Genomic DNA, 17,390 nt, shown 5'->3' on the forward strand with positions numbered 1-17,390 from the left:
CAAACGGGGAGGCGATGGCATGGGGATTCTCGACACGGCGTTGGGTTCGACGAATCTGTGGCTGCTGGGGATCGTGCTGTTCCTGCTGCTCGCTGGCGTATCCGCCCTGGGCAATCTGCTGCGTCGGCGGATGCCCGGCGGTGCAGAGGGAAGCGAGGGTGAGGGTTACCTGCTCTCCGCCGCCCTGGCCCTGCTCGCATTGCTCATCGGCTTCACCTTCTCACTGTCGCTGTCGCGCTACGATGCGCGCCGCATGCTCGTGGTGACGGAATCCAACGCGATCGGCACGACTTGGCTGCGCGCGGGGCTGGCGGGCGACGAGAGTGGGCCGCGGCTCCAGTCCGCCGTCGCGCACTATACCGATATCCGTCTGCGCCTGCCCGAGGGCGGCGCATCGGGCGCGGATGCGATCGAGGCTGAAACCGGTCGCGCCCAAGCTGCGCTCTGGGCCGAGATGCGCACCGCGACCCGCGAAACGCCTCCGCCCATCACAAGCACGATCCTGACCGCGATGAACGAAATGTTCGACGCCGCATCGGCACGCCGGGCCGAACGGGATGCGCATATTCCCGGGCGCGTGCTTGACGTGCTGATCCTCTATGCACTGATGTCCGCCGGCATCGTCGGCTATGTGCTCGGCGGATCAGGCAAACGTCACCGCGCGGTGACATCGATCCTGTTCCTGCTGCTGACGCTGGCGTTGCTGCTGATCCTCGATCTCGACCGGCCATGGAGCGGCGGAATCACCGTTTCCCAGCAACCGATGCACGATACGCGCGCGGCCATGAATGCGGCGATCAGCCCAGCGCCCGCCGATCCGGCCGTGCCAGCAGCCAGTAGCAGAACCCGGTGAGCGCGCCGTAACAGCCCATCAGCCAGATGAAGGTGGCAACGAAGGAGATCGCGTAACCCTGCTGCCCCATGGCCCACAGCGCATAAGGCGCAGTGGGGATCACAGTCATTGCAAAGCCCCCAACTGCGTGGCTCGCCACCGACGTGAAATTCCAGCGCATCAGCAGCAACCGGATGGGAATGCCCAGCACCAGTTGCGCGACATAGAGCAGCAGGCAGAAGAAGATGATGATAGACAACGGCCGCGGAAAGGCACCGGTGGCCGCCGACACGCAGCCGGCCGCGACCGCGGCGGGAAGCGGCGACAGAAGGAATTTGCCGATTTCCTTCATCCGCATCAATCTTGCGGCATCGCAACGACGCGCGTCGCAAGCCGCTCCACCTCGGCGCGATCATGGCTGACATAAAGTGTCGGCAGGCCGAACTCGTCGCGGACGCGTTCGATCACGGTCATGATATCCCCACGCCGCGCCGCGTCGAGCGATGCGAGCGGCTCATCCATCAGCAGGAAAGCCGGGCCGGAGAGCAGCGCCCGGCCGATCGCGACCCGCTGAGCCTCGCCCCCCGACAGGGTTCGTGGCCAGCGATCGAGCAAATGCCCGATTCCGAGAAAATCGACCGCTTCGTCCAGTCCGATATCGATCCCGGGATGCGACGACGCCACATTTTCGGATCGGACGCCGTAAAGCAGATTCGCGCGCACCCGCCGATGCGGGAATAGCCGCCCGTCCTGGAACACATAGCCCGCGCCGCGTCGTTCGGGCGGCAGGTCGATCCCGGCATCGGCGTCGAACAATGTCCGTCCCGACACGATGATGCGGCCGCAATCGGGCTTGAGCAGCCCTGCCACCATATTGAGCACGCTCGTCTTGCCCGCGCCCGACGGCCCGAACAGCGCAGTGACCCCGTCACCCGCGTCGAGGTCCAGCGCGATCACGCCGTCACCGAGCCGGCGCTCGACCCGGATCTCAAAGGACATGGCCACCCCGCCCCGCCCCGGCTCGCCGCGACAATATCTCCGATATCATCAGTGCGCCCAGCGACAGCAGCACCGAGACGATTGCCAGCCGCGTCACCGCGGTTTCGCTGCCCGGTACCTGCAGCGCCGAATAGATCGCGATCGGCAGGGTTCGCGTCTCGCCCGGGATGTTGGAGACGAACGTGATCGTCGCGCCAAACTCGCCGATCGAGCGCGCAAAACCGAGCACGGCGCCCGCCAGCACGCCCGGTAGCGACAGCGGCAAGGTGATTGTGAGAAAGGCCCGCCAGCGCGTCGCACCCAATGTCCGCGCCGCGCCCTCCAGCCGCGCATCGACCGCTTCGATCGACAGGCGCATCGCACGCACCATCAGCGGCAACGCCATCACGGCCGCCGCCAATGCCGCACCGGTCCAGCGGAACATGAATTCGATTCCCAGCCAATCGGCGAACCAGCGCCCCGCGGGACCATTGGCGCCAAAGGCGAGCAGCAGCAGCCAGCCGGTCACGACCGGCGGAACGACCAGCGGGAGGTGGACCAGCGCGTCGAGCAGCAACTTGCCGGGAAAGCGCAGCCGCGCCAGCACCCAGGCCAGGCCGAATGCGATCGGCATGGTTGCCGCCACCGCCACCACGCTGACCTTCAGCGACAGATGGATGATTTCCCAATCGTCGGGCGTGAAACCGGTGAAAAGTGCAGCGGCCAAGGCGGTCAGCGAGTCGAGAAGCCGTGGCGCGCGAAGATCGCCTTACCGGCCGGCGAGATCAGGAAACGGCGAAACGCTTCCGCCGCGACTGGGCTGCGCCCCGCCTTCAGCGCGGCGATGGGATAGGTGATCGCCGGATGACTGTTCGCCGGGAACGCGCCGACGACCGAGACCCCGCGCGAGGCGCGGGCATCGGTGGCGTAGACGATACCGAGCGGCGCTTCACCGCGTTCGACCAGCGCGAGCGCGGCACGGACATTCTCGGCGCGTGCGATCCGATCGGCGACCGGCGCCCAGACCCCGAGCGCGGTCAGTGCGGCGCGGCCATATTTTCCCGCCGGCACGGTATCGGGATCGGCCATGGCAAGCCGCCCGCGGCCCAGCGCACGCACGATGGGGAAACCGCGCGCGATCGTCAGGCGCACCGGCCGTCCCGCGGGCGCCACCAGCACCAGCCGGTTCGCCAGGAAGGAAACGCGCGTGCGCGGCCGGACCAGGCCACGCTTGACGACATCGTCCATCCAGGGTTCGTCGGCGGAAATGAACAGGTCGGCAGGGGCGCCGGATCCGATCTGCCGCGCCAGCGCCGAGGACGCCGCGAAGGACAGGGTCGGCCGGGCATGCCCCCGCGCGGCCCAGACATCGGCCGCTTCGCTCAGCGATTCCTGCAGGCTCGCCGCGGCAAGCACCAGCGGCGCGCGCTCCTGCGCCATCGCCGGCACGAGCGATGCGGCAGCGAGCCCCAGGGCGGCCAGCAATCGGACGAGAAATAGGACCATGATGGTGACATTGGCGCGTCGCCCTGCCCGGCGCAATGGGGTGTGATCATGCGCGTTCATCCCGCCACGGCATCGACCACCAATTGCAATGTCCAGATCGGGTCTGCACCTTCCCGTCCGAACGATTCGGAGGGTAGATGATGAAGCCGATTGCGTGCCTGATACTCGGCATTGCCGTCTCGACCGTCGGCGCGGCAGCGCCGCTGCAGGCGCAACCGGCAGCGCCGCCGCCACCGGCCGAAGTGACCATCCCCAACAGTCGCGTCATCGACTTCATATCGTCGGTGAACGGTCATCGCTATCGCATCAACGTCGCGCTGCCGCTGCGCCCGCCGCCGCCCACCGGCTACCGGGTCATCTATATCTTCGACGGAAACAGCTATTTCGGCAGCATGACCGAGGCCGTTCGCGTGAACGGCAACGCCACCGACGTCGTCGTGGTCGGCATCGGCTATCCCGACAGCCCAGCCTTCATCGCCGAGTCCGAACAGCGGCGCGGGCCGCCCAATCCGGCCCAGGCGGCGATGGATCCACTGCCGCGAGCACGGTCGCGCGAACGGCCCTATGATCTGACGCTGCCCGCCACCGACGCGGAACTCGCGGCGCAATCGCCGTCGGGTCCGCCGCCCTATACCTCCGCCAATGTCGGCGGGCTCGATCAGTTGCTCAAGACGATCGAGGTCGATGTGAAGCCGCGTGTCGCGGCGCTGACCAGGATCGATACCGCCAATCAGGCCTTGTTCGGCCATTCGCTCGGCGGACTGGCCGTGCTTCGCGCACTCTTCACCGAGCCGCAGGCCTATCGCAGCTTCATCATCGCCAGCCCGTCGATCTGGTGGAACAATCGATCCGTGCTGGCCGGCGAAGCCGCGTTCGTGGACGCCGTGAAGGCGGGCAAGGTGACTCCCAGGGTGCTGGTCACCATGGGTTCGGAGGAAAGCACGCCGCCAAAGACGCCGATACCCGGCATGGACGCCGCCAGCGTGGCCGCGATGATCGCGCGATCCAATATGGTCGCCAATGCAGGCGACCTGACCGCCCGGCTCAAGGCCGTGAAGGGCGCGCCCGGCTATGAAGTGGCGGATTATGCGGTGTTTGCCGACCAGGGGCACGGCATCTCGGTCTGGCCCGCCATCGGCCGTGCAGTCGAATTCGCTTTCCAGAGATAGACGCATTTGCGTCCGATTTCGTATCGCGAGAAACTTTTTCTTCCATTACAGCCCATTCAGGTTGAAAGATCCGGATTAGGATTTCAATTTTCCCAAATGGCGAATCACGCCGGAGGGGTTGGGAGGAAGCACGACATGAAGACTCTGAAGATCGCGCGCTGGCTAGGCATTGCGCCGGCGATCCTTTTGATGGCTCAGGCCATCCCTTCTTCCGCCTCGGCCGGCGCACCCCGGGCTGCCGCTGCGGCGGTCAACACCGTCGCGATCGACAAGGTCATGGCCGACGGGCTGGCGACGCACAAATTGGCGGGCGCCGTGGTCGGCGTGATGAAGGACGGCAAGATCGTCCTGGTGAAAGGTTACGGCTTTGCCGATCTGGAAGACGGCCAGATGGTGAAGCCCGACACGATCTTCCGCATCGGATCGATCACCAAGCAATTCACCACAGCGATGCTGATGATGCTGGTCGAGCGCGGCCAATTGTCGCTGAGCGATCCGATCAGCAAATATTTCCCCGACTTCCCGAAGGCGGAAGGCATCACCGTCCGCCATCTGCTCGATCACACGTCGGGCATCCATAGCTATACCGACAAAACCTTCATGGGATCGCGTGGCTGGCGCGAGCACGATACCAAGGAAATGGTGTCCTATATCGCCGGGCAGGACAATCTGACCGATTTCCCGGTCGGCACCGACTATCGCTACAATAATTCGGCCTATGTGATGGCGGGCGCCATCGTCGAGAAGCTGACGGGCAAACCCTATGCGGTCGCGCTGGACGAGATGATCGTGAAGCCGCTGGGGCTGACCGATACCGCCTATGACGACGAACGCACGATCGTGCAGCGCCGCGCCAAGGGTTATGGCGTGCGCGACGACAAGCTTGCTTATCCGCTGCCGCTGTCGGTCAGCGTCTCAGGCGGCGCGGGCGCGATCCGGTCGACCGCGACCGACATGCTGCGCTGGCACGAGGCATTGTTCGCCGGCAAGGTGGTGAAGCCTGAAAGCCTGGCGCTGATGATCGAGCCATCGAAGCTCAAGGACGGACGGCTGACCAGCCAGGCACGCAAGCCCGATCCCAATGGCCGGCCACCGATGGAATACGGCTTGGGCCTCGGCGTCGGCACGCGTGACGGCCACCGGCTGGTCGGCCATGGCGGCGCGATCAACGGCTTCAACGCGAACCTCTACACCTATCCCGACGACAAGACGACGATCGTGCTGCTCACCAACACCGATGGCGGTTCGAACGAACGCTACTGGAAGCTGGCGGAAGCCTGGTTCGGTTCGCAGGGCGGAGCAGCAAAGAAGTGATCGGAAAACCAGGCATGCGCACCATCTCCACCATCTCCACCCTCTCCTTCCTGTCGTCCGTAGCCATGGTGGCGCTCGCCGCACCGGCAACAGCCAGCGATGCCCCCGGCTACGACATCGTCATCAAGGGCGGTACCATCATCGACGGCAGCGGCCTGCCCGGTTATCCGGGCGACGTCGCGATTGCCGACGGTCATATCGTCGCGGTCGGCGATATCGGGCCGGCAAAGGCGAAACAGACGATCGACGCCAAGGGGCTGGTCGTCGCCCCGGGCTTCATCAACCTGCACAGCCATGCCGAGCCCGACGCGGTCTCGACTGCGGTCAACATGCTGACGCAAGGCGTCACCACCGAGATGATCAATGCCGATGGCGGTGGCGGCAGCGACATCGCCAAGCAGCTGCCGGAATATGCGTCGAAGGGGCTGGCCGAGAATATCGGCGCCTATACCGGCTTCAACGCGGTCTGGCGCGACGCGATGGGCGATCGCGACCTGCGCCCGACCGAGGCGCAGATCGCATCGATGCGCGCCGCGCTGGAAAAGAACCTCAAGGCCGGCGCCTGGGGGGTCTCGTCCGGCCTCGACTATCGCCCGGCCTATTATGCCAAGCCCGAGGAAGTGATCAGCATCGTCTCGGTCGCCAGGCCCTGGCGCACCAATTTCCCCAATCACGACCGGCTGCGACCCGAGGATAATCTCAGCTCGTTCAAGGGTATGGAAGAAACGGTTTCGGTCGCCGAGCAGGCCGGGCTGACGCCGGTGATCACGCATATCAAGAGCGCGGGCAAGGAACGCGGCAACGCGGCGAACGTGCTCAAGATGGTGTCTGCCGCGACGGCACGCGGCGCCTGGACCGCGATCGACATCTATCCCTATCTCGCCGGCCAGACCGCGCTCCAGGCGTTCCTCGTCCCCGGCTGGGCGGCCGATGGCGGGCGCGACGCAATGCTCGCCCGCTTCAAGGATCCGGCCATCCGTCCCAAGCTCGTCGAAGCCGCGGAATATGCGATGAATACGCGCCTGGGCGGCGCCGAAGGCATCGCCCTGCCCGATCTCCACAAGCGGCTGACCGACATCATGGCCGAGGAGAAGGTCGGCGCCGGCGAAGCGGTGCTCCGCACGCTGGAGCGTGAACCCTTTGTGCGCGCCAACATGACCTTCGGGCTGGAAGATGATGTGATCACCTTCCTCAAATATCCCGACACCGCGGTCGCCTGCGATTGCGGGGCGGCGATCACCAATCGCGGCCATCCGCGCTATTATGGCAGTTTCCCCAAGGTGCTCGGCCATTATGTCCGTGACACTGGTGCGATCACGCTGGAGGATGCGGTGCGCAAGATGACCGCGCTGCCCGCCGCCATCATCGGCATGGTCGATCGCGGGCGGCTGGCTCCGGGCATGCGTGCCGACGTGACTCTGTTCGATCCGAAGACGGTGCGTGATCATGCGACGTTCGATGCGCCGACGCTCAAATCGGACGGCATTCGCCATGTCATCGTCAACGGCGTCACCGCCCTGTCCGACGGCACCGCGACGGGAGCGAAGTCGGGCGCAGCCCTGCTGCGCGATACCCATATGCCGAGCCGGCCGATGAATACCGCCGCGACCGGTCGCGCAGTCACCGCGACCGCGAACTCGGCGGAGTATTCGGTCAGCATCCAGGCAGAGCAGCGTGCCGGCCAGCTTTATGCCACCGGCACGGTCAAGCTGACCGACGCAAGGACGGGCACGATCTGGACCGCCGACAGGCTGGGCGTGCTTCAGACCACCAAAGGCTGGGCCAGCCTGACCGCAACGCTCAAGGACAAGGCAGGCAACAGGAAGGCGGCGACGTTGACGCTCGATCGCGCCGATGGCGGCGCACAGACGCCGGTCGTTTCGGTCGCGTTCGGCGGCGCAGCCGCGATCGTGATCCCGGGCAAGGGGTCGGTGCGGGCGGAATAGAGTGATTTCCTGAGCGTTTCCCGAAAAAGCGGGAGCCGGTTTTTCGGCCGGGAAGCGCTCAGGAAAGGCTCTAGGTTTGGGATGAGCCTGTCACCCTGTTGTCGAGACAGGATCTGGATCTTCCGCAACCCACCCCTCCGCGTCTCTGCGGCTTCGCGTGAATCATCCCTGCTTGGGCAGCGCTTCCAAGCTAACTGTTCACGCGGAGCCGCAGAGACGCGGGGGGGGGGCTTGTCCCCAGACAATGGGGCTCTTTTCCTATCTTTTCTTTCGCGCCTTCGCCGCTTCGCGTGAATCTGTCGGCCTTGGGCCAGCCGACGAACCTGGATGACTCACGCGAAGACGCGAAAGCGCGAAGGAGAAGATGGCAGGCCTTGAAACCCTCCCGCGAAAATCCCGGACAGCAATGCGCCTGCGCGGGAATGACGAGGAGTTTTTAACAGCCTGCTAGCTGGGCGGACCACCCGCCCGTGCGTCACCCCTTCGACTGGGAGGCGAGCCGGAACCCTCTGTCGTCGGCGATCGGCACCGTGTGGAACGTCTCGCCGATGATCCTGTTTCGGCCTCCGGCCTTGCTCAGATAGAGTTGCCGATCGGCATTGCTGATCCAGAGATCGGGTACCATGCCGGGCAGGCATCGCGCGGTCGCGACGCCGATGCTGACGGTCACGCAGCGGCTCACCTGCGACTGGATATGCGGAATGCTCAGCGACTGCACCTGCGCCTGGATTTCCTTGGCCACCGTCATCGCGGCTTCCGGATCGGTGCCCGGCAGGACGCAGGCAAATTCCTCGCCGCCATAGCGCGCCGTCAGGTCCGACGCGCGACGCACGGCCCGGTTCAGTGCCGCGGCGACCATGGCGATGCAGCGATCGCCGGCGGGATGCCCATAAGTGTCGTTGAACGCCTTGAAAAAATCGATGTCGATCATGATCACCGACAGCCAGTCCTCGGACCGCGCCAGCCGCGCAGTCTCGATACCCAGCGCCTGTTCGAGGCGCCGGCGATTGCTCAGTCCGGTCAGCGCATCGGTGACCGCCATCTCGGCAAGCTGATCGCGCAGCCGCTTGAGCTCGATATGATTGCGGACACGCACCCCCAGGACGACAGGCTGGATGGGCTTGGTGACATAGTCGATCGCGCCGAGCGACAGGCCATGCGCCTCCGCTTCCTGATCGTCGAGCCCGGTGGTGAAGATGATCGGCACATCGGCAAGCAGCCGGTCCTGCTTGAGCGTCCGACAGACTTCATAACCGTCGACCCCCGGCATCAGCACATCGAGCAGGATCAGGTCGGGCAGTACCGAGCGCGCGACCTCGATCGCCTGCTCGCCCGACGTTGCGAAACAAACCTCATAACTGTCTTCCAGCACGGCGTTCATGATCTCGATGTTCGAGACCTCGTCGTCGACGATGAGGATCACGGCCTTTCCGTTCATGAGAGCGTTTCCTGCAATGCCGTGGCGCCCCCCGTGGTCCGATCGTTCGCCTCCTCCATGAGTTGCAGTGCGCGATCATAGTCGAGCGCATCGAGCGCGACCTTCAGCGGATGTAGCCGGGCCTCGTCCGGCGCCATCCTCTTTGCCTGTGCAAATCGCTCAAAGCCCGCGCGTGCGCCCAGGCTGCGTCGCTTCACCAGCGCGCGCAGTTCGGACTCCGCCGCCGTCACGGCCGCAATATCGATCGGATTATCCGCCCGCGGCAACACAGGCGATACGGCCCGTGACAGGGACGACGCTGCCGCCACTGCCGGAGCCAGGCCTTGCTCCAGCCGTTCGAGCATCGCATCGATCCCGTCGAGCGCACCCTCGGCGATCGACGTTTCGATCTGTGCTGCCGCTTGCGCAACCGCGGCAAGCTCCAGCGAAGCGGCCGTTCCTTTCAGCGTGTGCGCGTGCCGTCGCGCTTCGGCCAGCGAGCCCTCTGCAATCTGCTCGCGCAATGTGTGCGACGCGGTCGCAAAGCTGTTGCCGAAACTGACGATCAGCTTGCGCAGCAGCGAACGCTTGCCGTTCACGCGCCTGAGCGCGGCTTCGATATCGAAGGGGGGCAGCGTGTCGGGCAGATCGTCGGTAGAGACGGTGCCCGACCCGGTCGCCGCGGTTTGCGGTGCGTGCAATGCCGCATGCTTCGGCTTCAGCCAGCGATCGAGGGTGCGAACCAGCAGCGCGGGATCGACAGGTTTGGCGATATGATCGTTCATGCCCGCATCAAGGCAGCGTTGCCGCTCGGCTTCATAAGCATGGGCGGTCATCGCGATGATCGGCAGGCGGTCGGCGGACCAGCTCTGCCGGATACGGAGCGTTGCCTCGAGACCATCCATTTCGGGCATCTGCACGTCCATCAACACAGCCGCATAGCGCGCGCCATCGTCGTCGACGCGCTCGCAGGCGATCCGCCCATTCTCCGCGACATCCACGTCCAGGCCGGCATCGGTCAGCAATTCGACCGCGATCTCGCGATTGATGTCATTGTCTTCGGCGACAAGCACGCGCAGTCCGCGCAGCGCCGCCGCCACCATCGGGACGACACCGGGTATCTCGACGGCGTCGGCCGGCCGGTCATCCTCCACCGCGAACAGTCCGGTAATCGTCTCGAGCAACGTCGTCGGTTCGACGGGCTTGGTCAGGAACGCCGCGATGTCCGCGCGCTCCACCTCTGCCCGGAACTCGTCATTCCCATAGGCTGTGACCAGCAGCACGACCGGCAAGGTCTTCAATTTCCGATTCTCGCGCATCGCCTTGACGGTTTCCATGCCGTCCATGCCCGGCATCTTCCAGTCGAGCAGGACGAGGTCATAAGGCGTTCCCGCCATCGACGCGGTTTCGATCGCACCGAGCGCTTCTGCGCCCGACGCGACGAGATCCACGGACATCGACCAGGACGCGAAAATCTCCTGGAGGATCTGGCGCGACGCCGGATTGTCGTCCGCGATCAGGACGCGCAGCGCCATGATCGCCTGCGCGGGCAGGCTGACCGGTGCGACCGTTTCATCACCGACCTCCATCGAGACCGAAAAGGTGAAGACGCTGCCTTCGCCAGGGCGACTTTCGACGCGGATCGCGCCACCCATCAACTCGACGATCTGCTTGCTGATCGCGAGCCCCAGGCCGGTGCCGCCGAACCGGCGCGTGGTCGAACTGTCCGCCTGGGTGAAGGATTGGAAAAGCGACGCCTGCTGCTCCGGCGTCATGCCGATGCCGGTGTCGCGCACGGACACATCGAGAATGACGCCATTGCCCTTTCGTTCCGATACGCCCACCGAAACCGTGACCGCGCCGTTCTCGCTGAACTTGATGGCGTTGCTCACCAGGTTCAGCACGACCTGGTTGAAGCGCAGTTCGTCGCCGACGAGCATCGCGGGCACCGCCTCATCGACGATCGCGCGGACCGTCACGCCCCTGGGCTGCGAATCGACATCGGTGAGATGAAGCTGATTGTCGAGCGAGGTCCGCAAATCGAACTGTCGGCATTCCAGCTCAAGCTTTCCTGCCTCGTTCTTCGAAAAATCCAGAATGTCGTTGATAAGGCGGAGCAGCGAGGCGCCGGCGCCGTTGATCTTGGCGACATAATCCTGCTGCCTCGGCGTCAGCTCGGTCCGGAGCGCAAGGTGGCAGAAACCGAGAATGGCGTTCATCGGCGTCCGGATTTCATGGCTCATATTCGCCAGAAACATGCTCTTGGCACGATTGGCCGCCTCGGCATCGTGCGTACGTTCCTCGAGCACCGCATTCTTGGCCATGATCTCGTCGCGCATCACGCCGATCCGGTCGAAACTTTCGACCAGCATGTCGCTGAGCCAGACGAGAACCGCGGTCTGGAACGCGACGATCCCCGCGTGCAGCAGGACGCGAAGCACGTCGCCGCCACCGCCGTCGGGAAACACCGCCGTGGGCAGCAAGAGATCGAGAATGAGATGGTGGATCGCGATCGCCGTGGCCGCAAGCATGATCGCGCGCCGGTCGCACCAGGCGATGGTCAGCGCCAGCATGGCGAAGAAATACATGTGCATATCCATCTGCCACGGATTGTCCGACAGCAGATAGACGAGCAGCGCCGGCTCCCCCATCAGCGCGATCGCCGACAGATAGCGGTTGGCCGGGGCGATGCCGTTGCGCCACCATGCGATATGATATGCACCGGCCAGCAGCGTGCCGGCCAGCGCGGCCGCGAGCACGGAATGTCCGGCGATCGCTGCCGTGATCGCCAGGACCGGCACATGCAACCAGAGCAGCGGAACCAGGAACCGCGCAAAGTGTGTGCGAAGTTTGTCGAGTTCGGACATTATCCCCCCTGCGCCGGCCCTGACGCCGGTTTGAATCCGACGCAGCCTCGCAGCCGCATCGGATCGATCACTACCCACGCACCCGCCCGATAGAGCGCACCGACAAAGTCGGGATCATCGGAATGCGCGATCACGATGTTGCCCGGCCCGCCCATATCGGCGATCCCGCCATCGGCTGCGCGGATCAGCGCGATGGTCTGCTGCAGATCGTACCAGGGTGGTGCGACAACCGCATATTGGCCATCGCGACCGGTCGGTGCGAGCGTCGCGACAACCAGGCTGATCAGGCCGACGACAAGCAGCGCCGCAGCGGGGCCCAGATCGCGCCATTTGAAGCGATCCTCAGCCGGGCCGCGGGCACCCATGATCGGAGCGCGCCCGCCGGCCTTCGTCAGAGATGTCGCATCGCTATCCATCGGTCACCCCACGGGCAACGACTAAGAGGGCGGGACTTGCGATACGGTTAATTTTAGACTCGCCACCCCGCAGAAAAGCTACCATTTTGGTTAGTATTTCGGATCCGTAACGGATGCTTCGAGATCGTCGCGACGGATTGTCCGTCTTCGTTCGACATGCGTATCCGGGGTTGCGCTTCGCCCGCCGACATCGGCATAGGCGCGCGGCGCGCCTGCTCTGCGCAGCGCCGATCTGGAGATATCATGCGAACCATCACCGCCGGTTCCGCCCTCGGGCTGGATTTCGGCACGACCAACAGCGTCGCCGCACTCGCCGCGGCGGACGGCAGCACCGATCTGATCGCATTCGAAGGACCGGAGGCGGACGGTGCAGTGTTCCGCTCCGCCTTATGTTTCTGGCATGACGAGGATGTGCGCGGCGGGCTGGCGGTCGAGGCTGGCCCCTGGGCGATCTCGGAATATCTCGCTTATCCGCAGGACAGCCGTTTCCTGCAGTCGTTCAAGTCGGTGGCGGCCAGCGCAAGCTTCGAAAGCGCGTCGGTGTTCGAGAAGCGGTTCCGCTTCGAGGATCTCGGGCGACGGTTCCTCGACAGGTTCGTGGCGCATGCCGGCGGCCGGCTCGACACCCGACCCGGGCGCGTCGTCGTGGGTCGTCCGGTCGAATATGCCGGTGCACGGCCCGACCCCGCCCTTGCGCGCCAGCGTTACGACGCGATGTTCGCGGGCTTCGGCACCGACATCCATTATGTCTACGAACCGCTCGCCGCCGCATTCAGCTATGCGTCACGGCTCGCCGAACCCGCGCGGCTGCTGGTCGCCGATTTCGGCGGCGGCACCAGCGACTTCTCGATCGTCCAGCTCGCTGAACCAGGCGCGGTGCGGCGATGCGTGCCGCTTGGCCATGCGGGCATCGGCATTGCCGGCGACCGGTTCGACTATCGCATCATCGATCGCCTGATCCTGCCGATGCTCGGCAAGGGCGGTTCCTACCAGTCCTTCGGCAAGACGCTGGAGATCCCGCGCGGCTATTTCGCCGATTTCGCCGACTGGTCGCGCCTGGCGCTGATGCGCAACCGCCGCACGCTCGACGAACTGCGCCGACTCCAGCGCAGCGCAATCGATGGCGACGCGATCGGCCGGATGATCGCGGTGATCGAGAATGAGCTCGGCTATCCACTCTACGACGCCGTCGGCCGGCTGAAACGTGCGCTGTCCGAACGGGACGAAGCGCATTTCCATTTTTCGGGCGCGGGCCTGGAGATCGATGTCGATGTCGGTCGCGCCGCCTTTGAAAGCTGGATCGCCGAGGACGTCGCGCAGATCGAGGCGACGCTCGATCGCGCGCTGGCGGCGGCCGGGACAAGCGAGAACGAGATCGACCGCGTCTTCCTGACCGGGGGCACTTCGCTGACGCCGATGGTCCGCGCCATCTTCACGCGTCGTTTCGGCGCCGATGCGATCATGAGCGGCGGCGAACTCACCTCGATCGCGCATGGCCTTGCGCTGATCGCACAGGAAGAGGATCTGGCGCCCTGGTCGAGCTGATCCGTCAGTGGCGATGCTGAAGGATGTTGAGCAATCGCCCGAAGGGATCGCGAACGTAGAAACGCCTGACGCCCCATGGTTCGTCGGCCGGGCCGTATTCGATCCGTATATCACGGCCTCGCACGCGCTCGATCACCGCATCGATATCGTCGACTTCGATCGACAGATCGGGAACATCGGTTCCGGAACCGCCTTCACTGGCGAAACTGATCTGCGCGCGGCTGGTGGCATCGCCGGCATAGGTACGGATCCAGCCATGATCCATCGCCAGTTCCAGCCCCAAAATCCCGGCATAAAAGGCCTCTGCGCGTTCCGGATCCGGAGTCGCGATATTGGCGACGATGCGTCTGACGGTCATCGGAAACTCTCCTGCACGTGATGGATGCAATCGGGGTGGAGATGATGGCGCCGGAGGCCGGTGTCCAGTGGGTGCACCCTTGACCGCAGCCAGCGCCGCTGCTCTTTCCCTCATCAATCAATCAAGGGGATCCCATCGATGCTCAAGATCTTGCTGCGCTGTTCCATCGCGCTTGCCCCCGTCATCGTGTCCATGCCAGCCCAAGCCCAGCAAACCCGGCAGGTCGGTTCGGCAACGCTCGAAAATGTGCCCGTCATTCCCGCCGAGGTATCGGCGGCGGTGCAGCGCTATCAGAACAGCCGCGCCGCTCTGTTCGAGGATTGGCTGCCCGACGGCAGCATGCTGGTCGCCACGCGTTTCGGCGCCACGCAACAGCTCCATCACGTCAAGGCACCGGGTGCGGACCGGGCGCAGATCACCTTTTATGGCGAGCCCGTCGCCGACGCCGCGACGATTCCGGGCAGCGCCCGCTTCGTGCTGACGCGCGATACGGGCGGTGACGAATGGTTCCAGCTCTACGCCAAGGGCCTGACCGGCGAAGCCGTGCAGCTGACCCAGGCCGGCACGCGCAACCAGTCGCCGGTGTTCAGCGCCGATGGAAAGCTGGTCGCCTGGGCGCAGGCGACCAAGGGCTCGGCCAGCTATGCGCTGCTTGCGACCGATCCGTCGGCGCCATCATCGCCACGCATGCTCTATCGCGACGAAGGCAATGTCGGGCCCGAGGATATCTCACCCGATAAAGCGAGTCTGTTGTTCTCGCGCGGCATTTCCAATCGCGAAAGCCAGTTGTTCCTGCTCGATCTTGCCTCGGGCAAGGCCACCCGCATCGCGCCCAAGGCACCGCCGGCGCGCTACGAGCAGGCCCGCTTCCTCCCCGGCGGGCGCAGCATCATCGCCATATCGGACGGCGGCAGCGATACGCGCCGGCTGGTCGAGATCGATATCGCGAGCGGGCGCGAAACCGTGCTGACGCCCGATCTCAAATGGGATGTCGAGAATTACGACCTGAGCGCGGGCGGGCGCGTACTCGCCTATGCGATCAACGAGGACGGGTTTTCGCGCGTCGTCGTACAGGACCGGATCACCCGCCGCGCCCTGCCCCAGCCCGAATTGCCGCGCGGGGTGCTGACCGCACTCAAATTCTCGCCCGACGGCGGCAAGCTGGCGATCGGCCTGACCAACGCCACCTCGGCGGGTGACGTGTGGAGCTGGGACGTGACGGGCGGACAGCTCGTGCGCTGGACCAATTCCGAGCTGGGCGATCTCGACCCCGCGACTTTGTCCGAACCGACCCTGGTCCGCTTCAAATCGTTCGACGGCCTTTCGATCCCCGCCTTCGTCTATCGTCCGCGCAACCTGCCCGCCGGCACGAAGACGCCGGTGATCATGGACATCCATGGTGGCCCCGAAGCGCAGACCCGGCCGATCTGGAATTATGGCGCGCAATATTTCGCCAATGTGCTGGGCGCGACGGTGATCCTGCCCAATGTCCGTGGCAGCGATGGTTATGGCAAACGCTATCTCAACCTCGACAATGCGGAGAAGCGCGAAGACAGCGTCAAGGATATCGGCGCGCTGATCGACTGGATCGGCACCCAGCCCGATCTCGATGCGAAGCGCGTCGCGGTCTATGGCCAATCCTATGGCGGCTATATGTCTCTGGCGGTGATGACGCATTATTCGGACCGGCTGGTCGGCGGCGTCGAGCGCTACGGGATCAGCGACTGGGTGTCGTTCCTCAACAATACCGAGGCCTATCGCCGCGACAATCGCCGCGCCGAATATGGCGATGAGCGCGATCCGAAGATGCGCGAGGTGTTCGCACGGATCTCGCCCATGGCCAATGTCGGCAGGATCACCAAGCCGATGCTGGTGATGCAGGGCGCCAACGATCCGCGCGTGCCCAAGTCCGAATCCGATCAGGTCGTCGCCAAGATCCGCGCGAACGGCATCGAGGCCTGGTATGTCGTCTTCGCCGACGAAGGCCATGGCTTTCAGAAAAAGCCCAACAACGATCTCCGCCGCGAGGTTGAGACAGTCTTCCTCAAGCGCCTGTTCGACGGGAAGTGACGCTTGCGGATCAGGTGCTGGCGCTCGATCTCGACGCGATCGAGGCGGTTGCGGCGCGTATCGCGCCGGATATCATCCGCACACCGCTGCTGCCCTGGATGGGCGATGGCGGCGCGGACCGCGACCTACGCCTGAAGCCCGAGAACCTGCAACCCTTCGGATCCTTCAAGGTCCGTGCGGGACTCAACGCAGCACAGGTCGCGCGGCAGAACGGCGCCGAGACGCTGGCGACCGCCAGTGCCGGCAATTTCGCGCAGGGATTGGGCTTTGCCGCACAGCGCTATGGTCTACCGCTCCATGTCCATGTGCCCGACAGCGCCGCAGCGACCAAGATCGCCACGCTCGAACGGCTGGGCGCCACCGTCCATGCCCATGACTTCGCCGAATGGTGGCGGATCATGGAGACGCGTGATGCCGGCATCGCGAAGGCGACCTTCGTTCATCCGGTGAGCGAAGCGGCGGTGATCGCAGGCAACGCCACGATCGGCCTTGAGATCGCGCAGGATTGGGCGGATATCGAGACGATCGCCATTCCCTTCGGCGGCGGCGGACTCGCCACGGGCGTGGCACTGGCGCTCAAGCTGATGGGCCGCAACGTCGAGATCGTCGCCTGTGAAGTCGAAACATCGACACCGTTGACCGCCGCCTTCGCGGCGGGCGAACCCGTCGCGGTCGAGCGCAAGGCGAGCTTTGTCGACGGCATCGGATCGCTGCGCGTGTTGGGCGAGATGTGGCCGCTCATCGAGCGGTTCATTGACCGGACAATCGTGGTTTCAATCGATGAATGCGCCGCCGCGGTGCGGGAGGTGGCGCTGCGCCACCGGCTGGTCGCGGAGGGTGCCGGCGCAGCCGCGATCGCCGCGGCGCTTCGCCCGGAATTTACGGGCCGGAAAATCGGCGCAATCGTATCCGGCGGCAATATCGATCTGGGGACGCTGAGCGGGATGATCAGTTAGGCTCAGACTCCAAACC

The 17,390-nt window shown here is 65.0% G+C and carries 15 protein-coding genes; 7 read left to right on the top strand and 8 right to left on the bottom strand.

Annotation, left to right across the window (positions count from 1 at the left end; genetic code table 11):
• The first annotated feature begins 19 nt into the window (after window positions 1–19).
• Window positions 20–853, top strand: coding sequence for a bestrophin-like domain (locus AC3WN8_RS16655; RefSeq protein WP_492670578.1), 834 nt, complete (start codon window positions 20–22; stop codon window positions 851–853).
• Here the strand turns inward: AC3WN8_RS16655 and AC3WN8_RS16660 are convergent.
• The 4 genes from AC3WN8_RS16660 to modA are packed head-to-tail and all read right to left on the bottom strand — an operon-like array spanning window position 798 to window position 3,316.
• Window positions 798–1,184: a hypothetical protein gene (locus AC3WN8_RS16660; protein ID WP_492670579.1), complete on the bottom strand. Its 387-nt coding sequence runs from the start codon at window positions 1,182–1,184 to the stop codon at window positions 798–800. The genes AC3WN8_RS16655 and AC3WN8_RS16660 overlap by 56 nt on opposite strands.
• 5 nt (window positions 1,185–1,189) lie before the next feature.
• The gene (locus AC3WN8_RS16665) at window positions 1,190–1,831 is read right to left on the bottom strand and encodes a molybdenum ABC transporter ATP-binding protein (protein WP_492670580.1); all 642 of its coding nucleotides are present in this window, start codon (window positions 1,829–1,831) and stop codon (window positions 1,190–1,192) included.
• Entirely contained in the window at window positions 1,821–2,537 is a 717-nt protein-coding gene (modB, locus tag AC3WN8_RS16670; protein WP_492670581.1) for a molybdate ABC transporter permease subunit, read from the bottom strand. The genes AC3WN8_RS16665 and modB overlap by 11 nt, the downstream gene beginning before the upstream one ends.
• Window positions 2,538–2,542: 5 nt before the next feature.
• Window positions 2,543–3,316: a molybdate ABC transporter substrate-binding protein gene (gene modA, locus AC3WN8_RS16675; protein ID WP_492670582.1), complete on the bottom strand. Its 774-nt coding sequence runs from the start codon at window positions 3,314–3,316 to the stop codon at window positions 2,543–2,545.
• Window positions 3,317–3,453: 137 nt separating this feature from the next.
• Here modA and AC3WN8_RS16680 point away from each other — a divergent pair, with 137 nt between their 5' ends.
• From AC3WN8_RS16680 to AC3WN8_RS16690, 3 genes are all read left to right on the top strand, one after another.
• A complete protein-coding gene (locus AC3WN8_RS16680; RefSeq protein ID WP_492670583.1) occupies window positions 3,454–4,485 on the top strand; it encodes an alpha/beta hydrolase in 1,032 nt (343 codons plus the stop codon).
• A 135-nt stretch (window positions 4,486–4,620) separates the two neighbouring features.
• Window positions 4,621–5,799, top strand: coding sequence for a serine hydrolase domain-containing protein (locus tag AC3WN8_RS16685; RefSeq protein WP_492670584.1), 1,179 nt, complete (start codon window positions 4,621–4,623; stop codon window positions 5,797–5,799).
• 14 nt (window positions 5,800–5,813) lie between these two features.
• Window positions 5,814–7,745 (top strand): N-acyl-D-amino-acid deacylase family protein, encoded by a 1,932-nt coding sequence (locus AC3WN8_RS16690; RefSeq protein WP_492670585.1) that lies wholly within the window; start codon window positions 5,814–5,816, stop codon window positions 7,743–7,745.
• Window positions 7,746–8,220: 475 nt separating this feature from the next.
• Here AC3WN8_RS16690 and AC3WN8_RS16695 read toward each other — a convergent pair whose 3' ends face one another.
• The 3 genes from AC3WN8_RS16695 to AC3WN8_RS16705 are packed head-to-tail and all read right to left on the bottom strand — an operon-like array spanning window position 8,221 to window position 12,445.
• On the bottom strand, window positions 8,221–9,183 hold the full coding sequence (locus AC3WN8_RS16695; RefSeq protein WP_492670586.1) for a diguanylate cyclase: 963 nt from the start codon (window positions 9,181–9,183) through the stop codon (window positions 8,221–8,223).
• On the bottom strand, window positions 9,180–12,029 hold the full coding sequence (locus tag AC3WN8_RS16700; protein WP_492670587.1) for a hybrid sensor histidine kinase/response regulator: 2,850 nt from the start codon (window positions 12,027–12,029) through the stop codon (window positions 9,180–9,182). The genes AC3WN8_RS16695 and AC3WN8_RS16700 overlap by 4 nt, the downstream gene beginning before the upstream one ends.
• Window positions 12,029–12,445 (bottom strand): hypothetical protein, encoded by a 417-nt coding sequence (locus AC3WN8_RS16705; RefSeq protein ID WP_492670588.1) that lies wholly within the window; start codon window positions 12,443–12,445, stop codon window positions 12,029–12,031. Before AC3WN8_RS16705 ends, AC3WN8_RS16700 begins: the two co-directional genes overlap by 1 nt.
• 243 nt (window positions 12,446–12,688) lie before the next feature.
• Here AC3WN8_RS16705 and AC3WN8_RS16710 point away from each other — a divergent pair, with 243 nt between their 5' ends.
• Entirely contained in the window at window positions 12,689–13,990 is a 1,302-nt protein-coding gene (locus tag AC3WN8_RS16710; protein WP_492670589.1) for an Hsp70 family protein, read from the top strand.
• Between the two features lie 4 nt (window positions 13,991–13,994).
• On the opposite strand, the gene AC3WN8_RS16715 is transcribed toward AC3WN8_RS16710, so the two are convergent.
• Window positions 13,995–14,348 carry a VOC family protein gene (locus AC3WN8_RS16715; RefSeq protein ID WP_492670590.1) on the bottom strand — a complete coding sequence of 118 codons (354 nt, stop codon included), beginning with the start codon at window positions 14,346–14,348 and terminating at the stop codon, window positions 13,995–13,997.
• Between the two features lie 138 nt (window positions 14,349–14,486).
• Between AC3WN8_RS16715 and AC3WN8_RS16720 the strand changes: the two genes are divergently transcribed.
• Window positions 14,487–16,418: a S9 family peptidase gene (locus tag AC3WN8_RS16720; RefSeq protein WP_492670591.1), complete on the top strand. Its 1,932-nt coding sequence runs from the start codon at window positions 14,487–14,489 to the stop codon at window positions 16,416–16,418.
• Window positions 16,415–17,374, top strand: coding sequence for a threonine ammonia-lyase (locus tag AC3WN8_RS16725; RefSeq protein WP_492670592.1), 960 nt, complete (start codon window positions 16,415–16,417; stop codon window positions 17,372–17,374). Before AC3WN8_RS16720 ends, AC3WN8_RS16725 begins: the two co-directional genes overlap by 4 nt.
• The last annotated feature ends 16 nt before the right edge of the window (window positions 17,375–17,390 follow it).

Source organism: Sphingobium sp. FW305-3-2-15-F-TSA7 (genome assembly GCF_058787155.1).